Origin of the sequence: Plesiomonas sp. ZOR0011, from assembly GCF_000800945.1 — a bacterium.
Taxonomy (GTDB): Bacteria; Pseudomonadota; Gammaproteobacteria; order Enterobacterales; family CAMTGL01; genus Plesiomonas; species Plesiomonas shigelloides.
Genome location: NZ_JRKB01000034.1, coordinates 52,575 through 68,951, shown reverse-complemented (window position 1 = coordinate 68,951; position 16,377 = coordinate 52,575). Strand labels below are relative to the sequence as shown.

General features: G+C 52.6%; 12 protein-coding genes. 1 reads left to right on the top strand and 11 read right to left on the bottom strand.

Going from position 1 to position 16,377, the window contains the following annotated elements; translation table 11 throughout:
- Nucleotides 1-172 precede the first annotated feature (172 nt).
- From mukB to hdcA, 6 genes are all read right to left on the bottom strand, one after another.
- Complete coding sequence (mukB, locus tag L975_RS06095; protein ID WP_047707718.1) at nt 173-4,639, bottom strand: chromosome partition protein MukB; 4,467 nt, start codon at nt 4,637-4,639, stop codon at nt 173-175.
- A gap of 6 nt (nt 4,640-4,645) precedes the next feature.
- Nucleotides 4,646-5,350: a chromosome partition protein MukE gene (mukE, locus tag L975_RS06090; RefSeq protein WP_010861827.1), complete on the bottom strand. Its 705-nt coding sequence runs from the start codon at nt 5,348-5,350 to the stop codon at nt 4,646-4,648.
- On the bottom strand, nt 5,331-6,653 hold the full coding sequence (gene mukF / locus L975_RS06085; protein WP_010861828.1) for a chromosome partition protein MukF: 1,323 nt from the start codon (nt 6,651-6,653) through the stop codon (nt 5,331-5,333). The genes mukE and mukF overlap by 20 nt, the downstream gene beginning before the upstream one ends.
- Before the next feature lie 10 nt (nt 6,654-6,663).
- Entirely contained in the window at nt 6,664-7,467 is an 804-nt protein-coding gene (cmoM, locus tag L975_RS06080) for a tRNA uridine 5-oxyacetic acid(34) methyltransferase CmoM (RefSeq protein WP_047707716.1), read from the bottom strand.
- A gap of 282 nt (nt 7,468-7,749) precedes the next feature.
- A complete protein-coding gene (locus tag L975_RS06075; protein ID WP_201765049.1) occupies nt 7,750-9,102 on the bottom strand; it encodes an amino acid permease in 1,353 nt (450 codons plus the stop codon).
- A 132-nt stretch (nt 9,103-9,234) separates the two neighbouring features.
- A complete protein-coding gene (gene hdcA / locus L975_RS06070) occupies nt 9,235-10,116 on the bottom strand; it encodes a histidine decarboxylase, pyruvoyl type (protein ID WP_047707714.1) in 882 nt (293 codons plus the stop codon).
- Nucleotides 10,117-10,727: 611 nt separating this feature from the next.
- Here hdcA and elyC point away from each other — a divergent pair.
- Entirely contained in the window at nt 10,728-11,498 is a 771-nt protein-coding gene (gene elyC / locus L975_RS06065; protein WP_225624478.1) for an envelope biogenesis factor ElyC, read from the top strand.
- Between the two features lie 32 nt (nt 11,499-11,530).
- On the opposite strand, the gene L975_RS06060 is transcribed toward elyC, so the two are convergent.
- The 5 genes from L975_RS06060 to msbA form a co-directional block, all read right to left on the bottom strand.
- Nucleotides 11,531-12,421: a phosphotransferase gene (locus tag L975_RS06060; protein WP_047707713.1), complete on the bottom strand. Its 891-nt coding sequence runs from the start codon at nt 12,419-12,421 to the stop codon at nt 11,531-11,533.
- Nucleotides 12,422-12,558: 137 nt separating this feature from the next.
- Nucleotides 12,559-13,311 (bottom strand): 3-deoxy-manno-octulosonate cytidylyltransferase, encoded by a 753-nt coding sequence (gene kdsB, locus L975_RS06055; RefSeq protein WP_047707712.1) that lies wholly within the window; start codon nt 13,309-13,311, stop codon nt 12,559-12,561.
- Nucleotides 13,308-13,490, bottom strand: coding sequence for a Trm112 family protein (locus tag L975_RS06050; RefSeq protein ID WP_010861835.1), 183 nt, complete (start codon nt 13,488-13,490; stop codon nt 13,308-13,310). The genes kdsB and L975_RS06050 overlap by 4 nt, the downstream gene beginning before the upstream one ends.
- A gap of 11 nt (nt 13,491-13,501) precedes the next feature.
- On the bottom strand, nt 13,502-14,506 hold the full coding sequence (lpxK, locus tag L975_RS06045; RefSeq protein WP_047707711.1) for a tetraacyldisaccharide 4'-kinase: 1,005 nt from the start codon (nt 14,504-14,506) through the stop codon (nt 13,502-13,504).
- Between the two features lie 107 nt (nt 14,507-14,613).
- Nucleotides 14,614-16,362: a lipid A ABC transporter ATP-binding protein/permease MsbA gene (msbA, locus tag L975_RS06040; protein WP_010861837.1), complete on the bottom strand. Its 1,749-nt coding sequence runs from the start codon at nt 16,360-16,362 to the stop codon at nt 14,614-14,616.
- Nucleotides 16,363-16,377 lie beyond the last annotated feature (15 nt).

Sequence of the window (16,377 nt, the reverse complement as noted above, 5' to 3'; positions counted from 1 at the left end):
GTTATTAAAATATAGGATAAAAAAAGCATACTCCAATCATGCGCGGTAATCTATTTTTAACCTCATCATTTATTTACAACACATTGCTGATAATAAAAGAAAAAGCTGCGCATGACGGATTATCATGCACAGCTTTTTATTAAAATTCTACCGAAAAATTAACCGTTCAGTATCACAAGATCTCGGCACTCTCTGGCGCTGCTTGCGGCGCGCTTTGCGGTAACTCGGCCCCAAAGCCACGCAGCCCCACCACATGCACATGCTCGTGGTTTTGGAAAATCTTACGTACCAGTTTGTAGGTGGTCCCCTTCTCTGGGCTGATGTTTTCTGGCGCTGCAATCAGCAGCTGCATATCCAGACGCTCACACAGCTCAAACAAGGTGGCGATAGATTTCGCATCAAGACGCGCAGCTTCATCGAGGAACAACAAACGGCATGGTGCAATATCTTTACCACGCAGACGGCGCGACTCTTCTTCCCAGCTTTGTACGACCATCAGCAAGATAGCCATACCGGTACCAATCGCCTCACCGGTAGACAACGCACCACTTTCGGCGCGCAGCCAACCATCCGAGCCACGGAAGACTTCCACTTCCAGATCCAAGTAGTTACGGTAATCCAGCAACTCTTCACCGATAGTCTGCGGCGTGCGCTGACCCATATCGATGTGCGGATTCAGGCGCTGATACAGCTTCGCCAACGCTTCAGAGAAGGTCAGACGATTATTAGAGAACAAGTCCTGATGCTGCTCTTGCTGATCAGACAAGCCGCTCAACAACATGGCGTGACTATCACGGATATTCACTGACAGTCGAACGCTTTGTACCTGACCAAACGAGATATTCTGCAGGCCTTGGTTCAGCATGCGAATACGGTTTTGCTCGCGCTGAATGGTCTTACGCATGATGTTGGCTACCGCTTCGGAGCTAATTGCCAGCTTCTGTTCGCGGCTAGTCAGCTCTTCGGTCAGACGCGCCAGCTCGATTTCCATCTGCTCGATAGCATCCACCGGATCGTCGGTTCGGATGATGTCCTGACGAATGCGCTCACGCAGGTGCTGATACACGGCAATGTAGAACAGCACTTTCTTCTGTGGATAACGCGAATCTTCTGACGCACGCAGCACATCGCGCAGCATCTCGTTATTCGCCACGGCTTGACGCAACGTACCCAGCGCTTTATCCGACATCGAGCGCAGCTCGTCTGCTGACAAGTAAGCCAGTTCACGACGGTGCAAACGACGCTCCACATCGTTATCGCGCGCCAGACGCAATACCGCGCACCATTCCGCTTTGGCTTGCACCACTTGCTGACGCAGGCTCAGATATTCACGCTCCAGCTTACGCAGACGTTTTTGCTGGCCATCCATTTCGGCCTCCAGCGTCGCGATCTGTTTTTCCAGCTGGCTGCAGCGCTGGCGGTTGTTGCTCAGCTGGGCATGCAGCTCATCGCGGCGGTTACGTGCGCGGGCTTCCGCATCGGCATCAGCGCGCACGCCAATGTCTTGCATCTCTTGCTCCAGCTCTGCCAGCATGTCGCGCTTAGCATCGTGCGAGCTGCGTAACGAAGCAAACACCTGATGATATTGGCTGTGCTGACTTTGCAGCTGACGCAGGCGATCGCGCTGACGGCTACGCTCAGCTTCGGCATGCGCCAGTTGCTCACGCAGTTTTTCGGTCAGACCGGAGGACTCACCAGCCATGCCCACGGAGTCGGCATAAGCAAAATAAGCGCGGCGCTGCACCACTTCAGACAAGGCAAACAGCTTTTGCTTAGCTTCACGCTGCTGGTTTTGCGCCTGCTGATAATCGGCTTGTAAGCTATCTTGCTGCTGCGGGTCATTTTGTAGTACCGACAACAACGGCTCTAATTGTTGCAACTGCGCGCCGTATTGCTGGATATAACGCTGGGCCTCCAACGCCGCATCCAACTCTTCGCGCAGCACTTCTGTGCGATCAATAAGATCTTCATCGGCCAGCAACGCGGTCAACGGCACCAAGCGATTGAGCAGGTTCAGTTGTTCACGCAGTTGCTCTTGTGACGTGCGCAGCTGTTTTTCAATGGCATCGGCCTGCGCCAGCTCACGTTCGATATCACTGCGCTGCTGATTCAGCAGACGAATTTCTTCTTCTGGATCAGACTCAAACGCTACCGCCAGATGCTCACCGACAAAGCGGCTAAACGCCTGATGCAGACGTTGCAGTTTTTGCACGTCAAATGACAGCGTGGCGTAACGCTCAGCTAACTCTTCACGCTCCGCGCGCAACGTTTCCAGACGGCTTTCGCGTGCGGCACGACCAAACAGCGGTACGGCTGGGAAGCGCGAATAACGCAGCTGACGCTCGGAGATCTGCACCACCACTGCGCCTTCGAGCTCTTGCGTTTCAAAAACGCTGTCATCGAACGACTGCGGATCGCCTTCAATCAGATACAAGTCTTCTGGGCAGTCATCCACCAGCTCAGGCAGCAGCTCACGTACCGCAGAAAGATCTTGCACCACGATGCCATGACGCGCCGGACCATACAGCGCCGAGAAGTACGGCGCATCATCCAGCGTCACATCATCATAAATCTCGGACAGCAATACACCGCCCAAACGCTCCGCCAGCGCAACCAGACGGCTATCTTCCGCCCCGCCCGGTTGTGCCAAACGTTCGATTTGCGCTTCGATAACGGCCTTTTTCGCGGCCACCTGATCGCGCGCCACGGTGCGCTCACGCTCTTGCTCCAGCAGATTTTGCATCTGCTGCATCACGGCTTGCGCATCTTCCAGTGGCTGTTCAATCTGGGTGCTTAAGGTATTCAGGGCATCTTGCGCGGTCAGCCACTGCGGCGCACGCTTCGACAGCGCGGCAATCTGACCGGCAAACTGCTCGCGTTGCTGACGCAAGCTGCTACGCTGCTCCAGATGCTCAGACAGCTCCGCCGAAACCGTTTCAGCTTGCAGATCTAAACGCGCTTGCTCTTCGGCCAGCTCAGCCGGATGATCAATGCGACTGCCACTACGACGGATAAAATCATTGAGCAGACGCTCAGCATCTTGCTGACTACGCAAACGCTGCTCTAGCTCGGCCAACTGACTGCGCAGCGGGGAAACTCGCTCGGCCAAATGCTGTTGCGAAGGCAAATCACGCAGCAGCTCACGGGCGGTTTGCCACGCATCACTGCGCGCCACTTCACCGGCAATGCGGCAAACCAGCTGATACGCGCGATCAAATTGACCGGCCGCGGCTTGCTCCACGTTCACTTTCTGTTCAAGGCTCAGCAGGCGCTCGGTGGCTTCCTGTTCACGGGCCACAAACTCCTCTTGCCACTCGGCTGCATTGTCGGCAGTCAGCTCTGGCAATGCACACAGCGCGCGCGCTTTTTCCAGCGCCTGCACCGCTTGCTGATATTGCAGGGCTCGGGTTTGCTGGGAATCCAGAGCTTGCTGGTAATCGGCCAACTGAGACTTAAGATCGTCCACCTCAATTTCTGCGCCTTCAGCCAGCTCTTCAGCTTCGGCCAGCGCTTCGGTGGATTCGGCGACCACTTCGTTCTGCTCTTCCAGACGAACCGACAGCTCTTCTAAATCATCGCGATAACGCTCGATTTTTTCTTGCTGACGCAGAGCGGTGATCACCAAGTTCAGGTGATCACTGGCCGCCTGATGATCGGCTTCCAGATCGTTTTCGGCGCCTTTATGCTCTGCCAGCTCGCGGCCCATCTCGACCAGACGATACTGCTGGTTAACCAGCTCACCGCGAACACCGAACCATTCACGGCGCAGATTCAGCACATCTTCCAAATGCTGACGGCGCTCGTTGGCATGTCGCATGTAGTCCGCCGCCACGTAGTTGGTGGCTTCGGCAATCAACTGCTTAAACATGTCACGGTCAGACTGGGTGACGCGAATCGCTTCCAGCGTCATGCGGTTTTCACGCAGCGCCGCTTCCATATCTTGGAAGGCTTTGCGCACGCCAACGTTTTCTGGCAGCAAATAATCGCGCAGAGAACGGGTAATGGCGCTGGAAATACCACCGTACAGAGACGCTTCAATCAGACGATAGAACTTACTGCGATCAGATGAAGAGCGCAGACGTTTCGGGATCACGCCCATGTCGAACATCAGGCTGTGATAATCAGCAATCGAGTTGAATTGCTTAAACTGCACGCCTTCCAACTCATCGACTAAATCACGCACTTCTTGCAGCTGGCGAACACGCGCTTTGGAGTCTGACAGTTTTTCGGTCAGCAAATCGGTCGGATTGGTGGCCATCGGCAAGCCTTGAATCGCAAACGGCTTGATATCCACCTTGCGATCACGACCAGCGACTTGCTGCAAACGCACACCAATCAGCATACGTTGATTGCGTGAGTTCAGCGTATCAATAGCGGCATAACAGACACCGGCTTTCAGCTTACCGTACAGACCTTTATCGCGAGAGCCTGAGGTCGCGCCCGCTTCGGTGGTGTTACGAAAGTGCAGTAACGTCAGATCGGGGATCAAGGTGGTGACAAAGGCCGCCATGGTGGTGGACTTACCCGCACCGTTACCGCCGGACAACGTCGTGACCAGATCATCAAGATCAAAAGTTCGAGCAAAGAAGCCGTTCCAGTTAACCAGTGTTAATGAGCGAAATTTTCCGCGTTCGATCATGTTCGATTATTCCTCACCATCATCGACGATGGTTTCGCCCGCATCGTCCACAGCATCATCTAATGACAACGTGTCTGCCGCCATCGCTTCCCCATCACGGATCATGCGCAACTGCGCTTCGCGTGGATCATCGCCGCTACGTACATCCGCGCCAAAACGGAATACCGCTTCAGAGATACGGAATTTGCCACTGTCACCAATCATCACCAACATGCCCAGACGGCGCAGGCGGTTCAGGGAGGTATTCACCTTCTCCTGCAGCTTTTTGCGGTCCAGATCCGAGCCGGTCGAGCGGTTATTCACCAACTTGAGCAACTTAGTTTCGTCGGCCAGATTCAGCAGCTCGTCATACAGGTCGGCTACGGTAAAAATACCTTCTTGTGCCAAACGCTCAGGGCTGAGGTAGAGGTAACACAATACCTTACCGACCATCATGTCGAGCTCAGACAGTACGCTTCGCGCGATCAAGGTGGTTGAGCGTGGGCGCAGATAGAAGAACCCTTCCGGCGCGCGGATTAACTCCACGTTATAGCGACGGTAAAACTCATCCAGCTCACCTTGGAAATCCATCAGGAAGGCATGGTTATCCAGATCTTCCAAACCGATGTGACGACCGGCGCGCAGCTGGCTGTCGAGGACAGGGAAAATCGGATTAGCAATCGCCTGTGCCATACGCACAGGAATATATTGATCAATATTCATCGATGACATGGGCCTGAACCTTGGCTCCGTGGTCGTTAATGGCCTGCCATTCTGGCTGCAGGCCGGCAAAATCGGCTTTCGCTACCCCAAGGCGTACCGCTTGGTCAACAAGCAGACGCGATACATCAAAGTGACGCGCACCTGGGAAGCGTCGTAAGAAGTCTTTCAGCACCGCCGCCAAATCAAGCGGACGCTGCTGCTGGCGATACTCAATCAGCAAGTTTTCAATGCTGGCGGCCAGTTGCTCGTTCAGATCGCTTAAGCTTTCATACTCCAGCTCTGGCGGTAAATCCCCCACCGCAATCTCGTTACGCAGCGCCATCTCTTCGTCGCGCATATCCAGCAGACGATCGGCGTTAGCGTGATACAGCACCCACGGCATATCAAAGTAATCTCGGATAGACTGGCGCAAACGCTGAGCAAAGATCCGGTTTTTATCCATATCAATTGCGGTACGGATAAATTTATGGACGTGGCGGTCATAGCCAATCCAAAGATCAATGGCTTGCTGACCCCAGCTGATAATGCGGTCTAGCTTGGCTTGCAAGTCCAGCACCAGTTGATCGACAAACGCCAGATCATCGTGGCCTAAAGTGGCATCTTGAATGCGCAGCAAACGGGCTTGCAGCTTGTCGCCGGCAGCTTCCAGTGTATCTTGCAGTTCGCGCAGGTTACCGGAGGTTTGATCCAGCAACGTTTCACAGCTGCTGATCGCCGCCCGCCAATCTTTGCTCAGTAGCGCGGCAATATCGTCTTTCACCGCTTGCTGATGGTCATCCATCAGACGCTGGGTCAGGTCGATACTGTCAAAAATTTCGGCTACGGAATATTTGAGCGGTGCATAGACATTACGCCGCCAGTGGGCGTCATCCCCGTTCTCTTCTGCCGCTTCCGCCGCACGCTGGATCTCATCCGCCACAATCGACAGCTGGACAGACAAACGCAACGCTGAAAATTCACGCTGACGAATATAGTAATCGGTAATGCCAATGCCGAGCGGGGTCAGGCGATAAATTGACTGCCCTTCCATCACTTCGCTGGTAAAACGGCTCAGTAAACGCTGGCGAACCAGATCGTTAATGGCGTTGTTGGCGCGCTGATTCAGGGTTTCATTGGCCAGACTGAAGCTTTCGCTCACATGACGAAACGCATCGACCAGTTCCCCTTCTGACATTTCGCCATCAAAACGCTCGGTATTGAGGGTGGCAATGGCAAGCAGAAAAGCCAGACGCTCCACCGGCAATGCAATGGAGAAGTCATTTTTCCTCGCCCAGGCGACCAGCTCAGGTACGGTCTGGGAAAATTCACTCATGCAATGTCCCTTAAAATTTCATCTCAGGCTTGCGTGCCATGACATGAATGTAACGGCCAAGACTAATATAAGGCTCTTGCCGGCAATAACGCTGCTCCATTTCCAGCAGCAGCTCAAATTTGGTTTCCTGCTGTGATTTATCACGCAGATAATCATGCAATACGCGCACACCGGTCTTGCCGACAATGCGTAGCTGCAAATCGGTTAACCATTGATACACCTGCTCAGGGTGGCGCGGATGAGTCGGCACTAAAGATTTTTTACGTCGCCGCGGCATGCCCGCATTCACGTAATCAAAGTTGCCGCCAATCAGGTGATGATGCAGCATGCCATTGTAGTTATAAAACATTAATGACAGCGCGCCGCCCGGCACCAGCTGCTCCGCCAAACGCGTCAGCACATCAACCGGATCTTCGACCCATTCCAGCACAGCATGGAACAATATCAGATCTACTGGAGCGTCTAAATGCTCTCCCACCTGTTGTGCCGGACAGTGCACAAACTGCATGCGATCAGACAGCCCTTCGGCAGCCGCCGCAGCGGCAGCACTTTCTAGCATCTCTTGCGAAATATCGCACAAGGTAACGAAATGCCCTTGTGACGCCAGAAAACGAGACAACTGCCCCATACCACCACCGGCATCCAAGATCCGTAGCGGACGCGCAGGCAACTGCGCCAGCAGATGATTTAAATCTTGCTGCAGAACGGCTTCACGGATCCGCCCTTTAGTCGAACCGTAAATATTCTGTGCGAACTTATCGACAATGCCGTCAAAATTCTGATCTTCAGACACCGCTGGCACCCACTCATGCATGAAAGGTCCTATTTTGACATATTCTGCGCGGAAAAATGCCCTTTGCCGGTCTGATCGGTTTTTTATTATTCAATTATGACGTTGTGCACGGGAAGAGAGGTGGAAAGCGGATTTTTTGCGATCGTTTTGCGCGATTTTAAAAGGAAATAACCGCTGGTAAAGGGGTGTCTGCAAAGCAATACGGCGACAAAAACTGCGTTCTGTCGCCGCATGAGACCATACACATGAAGCCCACAAGCATAAAACAACAGGTTTGTGGCGCATCCTTAGCGTGGCGTTTAGTTAACTTTTGCTACTGGTTGCCGCATGAGCGCTATCGACAGCAGCAGCACTGTGTTTTTTCGCCGCCACATAGGTGTACAGCGGAATGGTGATCAGCACCATCAAAATGCCCCAGTACAGCGAGTTACTGCCAGAGCCCAACAAGGCATACAGGCAGAATACAATCCCGATTAACACCAATCCGGTATACACGCGAAACGTACGGGTTGCAGCCATATCACGGTTAATCATCAAAATAGGCAGAGAAATAATTGCGTAGATATACGGCAATAACGAGGCAAAAACTGACAACAGAATCACAATCTCAAACTGTTTCGCCAGATTTGGCGATGCGGTCATGAATAACACCAGACTCATCAGCACACCGGTAAACACCAGACTTTTTACCGGCACGTTGTTTTTATTGGTCTCAGCAAAAAACGCAGGAAAGATGCCATCTTTGGCCGCGGCACGCGGCGCTTCCGATTGCAAAATCAACCAACCCGACAATGAACCAAAGCACGCAATGATACTCAATGCTGATGCCACTTTACCGGCCAACGGACCAAACATATAGCTGGCCGCCGACGCAAACGGCGCTGGCGAATGCACCAGCACTTCGTGCGGCACGATCCCCATGATTACGGTACAACTGCTGACATAGCAAATGGCAGTGATCAGCAAACCAAACACGGTGGCTTTTGGCACGGTACGTTCAGGATCTTTGACCTGACCGGTTGATACCACGGCCGACTCCACGCCAAGAAAGCCCCACAACGCAATAGATGCTGCGCTCATCACGGCCTGCAAATCGCTTTTGCCGGTAGCGTTATACACCTGAGTAAAGTTATCCGGTTTAAACCAGAACCAGCCGATAAATCCAACCCCAAGCACCACAATCAGCATACAGGTGGCAGTAAATGACTGAGAGCGACCCGCAATATCCGCGCCAAATGAGCCTAATAAAACAAATGCCCACAAAATGACGATGGAGGTAATGCAGCTATACACGGGGTCATGCAGTGCGGGGAAGAAATAACTCAAATAGCCCACCCCAGCAACTAACAAAGCAACATTACCAATCCAGGCACTTATCCAATAACAGATGGTGGATTGAAAACCCACAAACGGCCCGAAAGCATCTTTGGCATAAGACACTATCCCGCCGATACGTGGGTTAATTAGACTGGACTTGGCAAATACTAATGCTAAGGCAATAACGCCAATAATCGTAATGACCCATCCCCATAGAGAGATATAACCGACCCCGGCTAAGTTAGTCGGTAACATAAAAACACCGGAGCCCATCATATTAGATGCCGTCACCAGTGTTAGTGCTGCAAGGCCGATTTTATGCGCACTGCTCCCTGACATTTCAGCCATCATTATCACCTTTAATTTTCGGTTTCAGCGCACACCCGATAACAAAACCTCTCAACCCAGACAGTGAATATCACTGACGACAAAAAGTTTTGCTATCGGGTGTAATAAGCGGAAATTCACTTGTTATTTAGACAGACGCGGTAAATTACGATCCGCCAGCCATTCATTTAACTGCATATTATTCAGGCTATGGAAGCCACTGGTTGGGATCGCATTACGCGCCAAGGTCGCATAAGGGGCGCAAGTCAAGGCAGTACCAATTTCACCCGGTTTCATGATGGTATAAGAAAAGCCAACATACGTGCGGTCAAACAACACGTGGGAGTCTTTACCACAGGCAATCACTGACCACGCTACCGAGGTACGGTGCTCTTCGAGGAATTTTTTCAAATCCGCTTCGCTATCGTTTTTGGTCCAGATACCGGCATCTTCAATGAATAAATCTGCGCAGTTATCGCGGTCATGCGACAGCGAAATCGCAATAAATGACCACACGCCATACGCTTCGCCTTCATGCAGCACATCGTCTTTCGGACGATACGCGGTCACACTCTTGTTGGCGCAAATAACATGCGCGCCCGGCAACAGCGGGAAGCGGCGATTAGACTCGGTACCAAACAACTCTTTACCAGCATCCAGCAATGGCTGAGCATCGAAAACATCCAGCATCGTGCCGTCATATTGTTCAATGGATAATACCGGCTTGATTTTATTGTCATGGATATCTTCATGCACCGCTAAATCGTGTCCCCACACTTGACCGGCCAAGCCACAGAAGCTTGAGGCCGTCAGCATATTAATCTGGCCTACATACGCATCATTACATTCAGCGCGGTCATAGGCCACGATCCCATCTAGCAGGTCATCATCGGTTTTATATACGCTACCAGAAGAGACTTTCAGAACGGACACATACCCTAGCCCTTGAGCACCTGGCGCACCATAACCATCACAATATTGGTCAAATGGACTGATCGCCGTTTTATCAATTTTAGGAGCTCGCATAATTTCACCCTCAGCGTAGATAGATATTCATTAAACTGGGGAGTAAATTAATCGATTTATCCTGCTGAATCGTGACTCTAATCACACATATAACTCTGTTACATTCGCAAGCGTAAGAAAACAATTCTCACTGTAATCTTTTTGCGTATTTGATGGCGAAAGAATTATATGGAAATCGCATTGACATATTTTTTATTCCCTTCCCATTTTATTTTTACCTTTCCACTATTACATGTTTAAACAGTATGACAATATTAAACATGCCCATTTAATTTTCAGCATACGACTTACTTCAACGATAATTCATCAACGAGAATTTGGTTATAGACTAATATAGTTAAAATCAAAGACTGACAGGAAGACAACCCCAAATTACCAACAACACCAGCCTACAAAGGAATAAGAGAACTAAAGGAACAAAAAACTAAATACTGCGCATAGCTCAGCTTCACCCCTAGGTGTAACGGTGTTCGTTTTTCATACAGCAAGTTGCGAGCAAGGCGAGATTGTAGGCACACAACTTCGTCACAAGGAGCCTAATCTGGCGTATGTGGTTATTTTTTCAGGCTTAATCGACTATCATGGCAGAAAATAATGTCTACGGGGATGCTATGTCTGCATTCGGAATGTTTGAACTGAAAAAACTGATTGGCGCATTGGTCATGCCGTTACCGGCCATGCTGCTGCTGATCTTGCTCGGGTTATTGCTGCTGTGGTTTACCCGCTGGCAAAAAACGGGCAAAACCCTGATCTCTGCGGGATGGATTGTTTTGTTGCTGCTTTCCTTCCAGCCGGTGGCCGATGCACTGCTGCGCCCCACCGAAAACAAATACCCGACTTATCAACCCAATGGCGATGTCAGCTTTGTCATAGTGCTCGGCGGCTCTTACTCTTATGATCCGCTGCTACCGCCAAGTGCGCAAGTTGGCCGTAATACGCTGGCACGTATTGCTGAAGGGATCCGTATTTACCGCATGCACCCCAAAGCCAAGCTGGTGTTTAGCGGCGCTCCGGCAGCATCAGAGGTCAGTAGCGCGCGTGTCGCGGCACAGGTGGCCTCCAGCCTGGGGGTACCTAAAGAAGACATGGTACTGATTGAAACCCCGCGTGATACCGAAGATGAAGCGCTGGCAATGAAAGCGTTGATCAAAGATCAGCCTGCAGTACTGGTCACCTCCGCCAGCCATTTGCCGCGCGCGATGCGCCTGTTTGCTGATAACGGCATGCACCCCATCCCCGCACCGGCCAACCAGCTAACGTCTGATGGCCATGCTAATTTCTGGGAGACTTACTTCCCCGCCGCTTCGTACCTTGAGCGCAGTGAACGCGCATGGTATGAGCTACTGGGTGAATGGTGGTTAACCCTCAAAGGTAAGCACTAATTATAGGCGAGGAATAACCGCTGCACTGGCGGTTATTCCAACCACGGGATCAAGTTTTGGCTGTAGGCCGCCAACCGCTCATGGTTCATCTTGCCACAACGTAAACCCGCCGCCACTTCATCCCACACTTTATAAAGCCAACGCCGCGCGGCAAATTGCTCCGCCACAGGGGCGCGTTTGAGGTAAGTGGACAGCACTTTCTCGGCAAAGGGATCGTCACACAGGTGCATCAAATCATATTCGCGTGGTGCCGCTTGGATCTCGCCCGGATCGAGTACCGCTAAGAGCTGATCCGTTTTCACATCTTTAAGCAGGTTACGTAAGCGAAAATCGCCGTGCACCAACACACAAGTATCATCAAACTCACTAAACAGGCGCGACGTTTTCTCCAGTGAACGGTACAAAATCACCCGCTCGGCATAATCGCAATCGGTAAAGGCTTCCAGCTGGTTCCACAGCTGCACTTGATAGCGGGTATACCACTCCGTCCATCCTTGCTCTTTGAGATCGCCACTGATCCCCGTAAAACCTTGGCTATCAATACGGTGCCAACTCAACAAGCAATCTACGATATGTTCACTTAATGCCTGAGAGCGATCAGTGCTGCGACAAGGGGCTGAAACCGTGATCCCCGGTAAACGCTCCAACAATAAGATTTCTTTATAGAGGGATGTTCGGGTCGGACAATACACGCTGTGCACCGCGGGCACGCGAACCCAAGAGTGACGAGACAACAACAACAGCTTGTTCATCTCATTTTGCGCCACCCCCGCCACAGGGTAAGCTTTCGCTACCACAGGGAAGGTGCGGTTTTGACTGTCGTACAAGGCATACACGGTCGCCACCTGACCACGGCCAATCACTTCCGCCCGTGACACTGGCTCTCCCAGCAGCTGACCCAGATCGTCCAGCAAACCTTCCATTTCGTACCTCCTGTACCGCCCTGCATTGTCTGCTTCTTATAAAGATGACACCATTTTTCTTATTGTGGCAAATAAAATATGGCCAATAAAAAACCACCGCAAGGGTGGTTTTTCAGTTTTGTCTGCTCGGTTAAGAATTAACCCGCAATAATCTGGCGCACTTTATCCAGATCTTCGGGGGTATCAACGCCCGCCGGCAAGGCTTCGGATGCCTGTGCGACATGGATCTTCTCGCCGTACCACAGCACGCGCAGCTGCTCAAGGCACTCAATTTGCTCTAACTGGCTCGGCTGCCAATTGATGTACTGACGGATAAAACCGGCGCGGTAGGCATAAATACCCACATGGCGTTGGTAAAAATCGCCAATCTGCTCACGGCTGCGGGCAAAGTTATCGCGATCCCACGGGATGGTGGCGCGTGAGAAATAGAGGGCATAGCCATCTTTGTCGGTCAGCACTTTCACCGCATTAGGATTAAAGGCTTCCTCGGCATCGCGAATCGGCACGGACAGGGTCGCCATACGCGCTTGTGTCGCTTGCGCCAGATTATCCGCGACCTGCCGGATCACCGCCGGCGGGATCAACGGCTCATCGCCCTGCACATTTACTACGATGGCATCATCGGCCAGCCCGTAATGTTCAATCACTTCGGCTAAGCGTTCAGTACCGGAGTTGTGATCAACGCGCGTCATGCAGACTTCACCGCCAGCGACTTTGACCGCTGTCGCAACATCAGGATGATCGGTCGCCACAATCACGCGTTCAGCACCCGATTGCAGTGCCTTTTCCATCACGTGCACCACCATCGGTTTACCACCGATGTCCGCCAGCGGCTTACCCGGCAAACGGGTAGACGCGTAGCGCGCCGGAATAATCACGGTAAAACTCATGACAGGATCTCTTCAGCGGTCAGTTCACGGGCGCGGTTTTCCAGCAATACCGGAATGCCATCGGTCATTGGATAAGCCAGACGGTCCAGTTTGCAAACCAACTCTTGTTTCTCTTTATCGTAATGCAGCTTCCCCTTACAAACCGGGCACGCCACAATTTCAAGCAGACGGTGATCCATACGTCATCTCCTTAGATATGATCGGTTTTTTGCGCTGTGATCTTGGCGATGATCTGCGCCAACAGCACCTGCCCTGCACTTTCCGGCAGCTGAGCACTGACTGGCAAATACCACCAGTTTGGTTGGATAAAATCACGGCATTTGACGGCATCTTTTTCCGTCATCAACAAGGTTTGTTCTGTCGTCGCGAGCGCATTGAGCTGCTCTGCGTGGTAGGCCTGATGATCGGCAAACGCCACGCAGCGTTCAGGCGCAGCACCTAGTTGCTGCAAAGTGGCAAAAAAGCGTGGAGGATGGCCAATACCGGCCATCGCAACAATGTGCGGTAGCGCACTCACTGCGCGGCGCTCTCCAGTCGCCAAATTGATGGCCAAATCGGGCGCTAATTGCATCGGGATTTCGCCGTGCTGCGCATTACCGCCATTCACCACCACCGCGGCTACTGAGCGTAAACGCTGCGGCGTTTCTCGTAGTGGGCCTGCTGGCAGCAAAAAGCCATTTCCGAAGCGACGCACCCCATCGACAATCACGATTTCGATATCGCGCGCCAGCGCATAATGCTGCAACCCATCATCAGTAATGATGACATCAATCTGCTGCGGATAGGTATCAAGCAGCACCTGCACGGCGGCACTGCGCTGCGGCGCTACCGCCACCGGCACCCCAGTGCGCCGATGGATCAGCACCGGCTCATCACCGGCCTGCGCCGTGGACACGTTATCGGTCACCAGCAATGGATAGCGCTCGGCTTTGCCGCCATAACCGCGTGACACAACCCCCGGACGGTAACCTTGCGCCTGCAATTGCTCCACCAGCCAGACAACCATCGGCGTTTTACCGTTACCGCCGACCGTAATATTGCCGACCACCACCACAGGCACCGGCGCACGCCACGCTTTTTTTAGCCCGAAACGAAACGCCAGTCGGCGCACACCACTGATCAGGGCAAACAAGGCGCTGAGCGGCAACAGCAGCCAACACCAAGGCGAGCGGGAAAACCAGAGTTTCTCTATCATCGCCCCGCTCCTCGCATGATGCCTTGCATTATTCCTTTCGGTATCGGCTCCTGAAAGAGCCGCGCAAACGCGGCTCGCTCCAGATATTGCACGGCTTGCATACGCGGTTATTCCCCAAACTGCATGCGATGCAATTGGGCATAGGCACCGTTTCGCGCCAGCAGATCCGCATGTTTGCCACGCTCGACAATCTCGCCTTCATCCACCACCAGAATTTCATCCGCATTTTCGATGGTTGACAGACGGTGAGCAATCACCAGAGCGGTACGGTTCTTCTGCAACTCATCCAGCGCCGCTTGAATAGCGCGCTCCGATTCAGTGTCCAGCGCCGAGGTGGCCTCATCCAGAATCAGAATTGGGCAATCACGCAGCAAGGCTCGGGCAATCGCAATACGCTGACGCTGACCACCGGAAAGCAGCACGCCGTTTTCACCCACCAGCGTATCAAAGCCCTGATCCATCTTCTGGATAAACTCGGAGGCGTGGGCGATTTCTGCCGCTTGCTCCACCTGCTCACGGCTGTACACATCGGTACGAGCATAAGCAATGTTGTTGGCCACGGTGTCATTGAACAGATGCACTTGCTGAGAAACCAGTGCGACCTGATTACGCAGGTCAGACAGCTGATATTCGCGCAGCTCATGACCATCCATCAGGATCTCACCGGCTTGGATGTCATAAAAACGGGTCAGCAAGTTAGCAATGGTCGATTTGCCTGAGCCAGAACGCCCCACCAATGCCACGGTTTTGCCCGCCGGAACGGTAAAGCTGATGTTTTTCAGCGCTGGAGTATCTTTGGTTGGGTAGGTAAAGGTGACATTACGGAACTCGATATCGCCCTTGGCACGCTCCAGACGACGAGTACCGTCATCTTTTTCCGGCTCCATATCCAAAATGGTAAACAGCGTCTGGCACGCGGCCATACCACGCTGGAACTGCGCGTTCACGTTGGTCAGCGATTTAAGCGGACGCAGCAGCGCCATCATAGAAGAGAACACCACCGTGATAGTACCGGCACTCAGCGTCTGCATCACTTCCGGCAATGACGCCACGTACAGCACCACGCACAGCGCACTGGACGCGATGATTTGCACCAGCGGATCAGAAATCGAGGTCGCCGACACCATTTTCATGGACTGCTGACGCATGCGATTACTGACTTCATCAAAGCGTTTGGCTTCCACTTCTTGGCCGCCAAAGCTCAGCACCACTTTATGCCCTTTGAGCATCTGTTCGGCAGAGGCCGTTACATGGCCCATGGTGTTTTGCATATCTTTGCTAAGGGTGCGGAAACGACGGGAAACCACCCGAATCGCCAACGCCACGACCGGCCCAACCACCACCAAAATCAGCGACAGCTGCCAGCTGTTGTAGAACATCATGCCCAGCAGACCGATGATGTACGCCCCTTCGCGCACCACGGTAATCAACGCACCGGAAGAGGATGACGCGACCTGCTCGGAGTCGTAGGTAATACGAGACAGCAGTGTACCGGTCGATTGTTTGTCAAAAAAGGACACCGGCATGTGCATCATGTGCTTGAACAAGCGCTGACGCATATGCATCACCACTTTGCCGGATACCCATGACAAGCCGTAGTTAGACACAAAGTTGGTGACACCGCGCAGCAGCATCAGGCCAAACAGGGCAAACGGCATTACCCGCAAGAAACTGGTATCCGCATTCCCGAAGCCGTCATCCAGCAGCGGCTTTAATAGCGAGATCATCGCGGTATCCGTGCCGGCGTTAATTACCAGCGCGATAGCCGCTACAATCAGTCCCAGACGGAACGGTTTGATCATCGGCCACAGACGGCGGAACGTCTGCCACGTCGTCAGGTCTTTATCATTCAGCATGTATTTCGCCTACTT

What these genes read in the sequence shown, in the direction of transcription:
- mukB (WP_047707718.1), bottom strand. Translation starts at nt 4,639, where the DNA reads ATGATCGAACGCGGAAAATTTCGCTCATTAACACTGGTTAACTGGAAC.
- mukE (WP_010861827.1), bottom strand. Translation starts at nt 5,350, where the DNA reads ATGTCATCGATGAATATTGATCAATATATTCCTGTGCGTATGGCACAG.
- mukF (WP_010861828.1), bottom strand. Translation starts at nt 6,653, where the DNA reads ATGAGTGAATTTTCCCAGACCGTACCTGAGCTGGTCGCCTGGGCGAGG.
- cmoM (WP_047707716.1), bottom strand. Translation starts at nt 7,467, where the DNA reads ATGCATGAGTGGGTGCCAGCGGTGTCTGAAGATCAGAATTTTGACGGC.
- L975_RS06075 (WP_201765049.1), bottom strand. Translation starts at nt 9,102, where the DNA reads ATGTCAGGGAGCAGTGCGCATAAAATCGGCCTTGCAGCACTAACACTG.
- hdcA (WP_047707714.1), bottom strand. Translation starts at nt 10,116, where the DNA reads ATGCGAGCTCCTAAAATTGATAAAACGGCGATCAGTCCATTTGACCAA.
- elyC (WP_225624478.1), top strand. Translation starts at nt 10,728, where the DNA reads ATGTCTGCATTCGGAATGTTTGAACTGAAAAAACTGATTGGCGCATTG.
- L975_RS06060 (WP_047707713.1), bottom strand. Translation starts at nt 12,421, where the DNA reads ATGGAAGGTTTGCTGGACGATCTGGGTCAGCTGCTGGGAGAGCCAGTG.
- kdsB (WP_047707712.1), bottom strand. Translation starts at nt 13,311, where the DNA reads ATGAGTTTTACCGTGATTATTCCGGCGCGCTACGCGTCTACCCGTTTG.
- L975_RS06050 (WP_010861835.1), bottom strand. Translation starts at nt 13,490, where the DNA reads ATGGATCACCGTCTGCTTGAAATTGTGGCGTGCCCGGTTTGTAAGGGG.
- lpxK (WP_047707711.1), bottom strand. Translation starts at nt 14,506, where the DNA reads ATGATAGAGAAACTCTGGTTTTCCCGCTCGCCTTGGTGTTGGCTGCTG.
- msbA (WP_010861837.1), bottom strand. Translation starts at nt 16,362, where the DNA reads ATGCTGAATGATAAAGACCTGACGACGTGGCAGACGTTCCGCCGTCTG.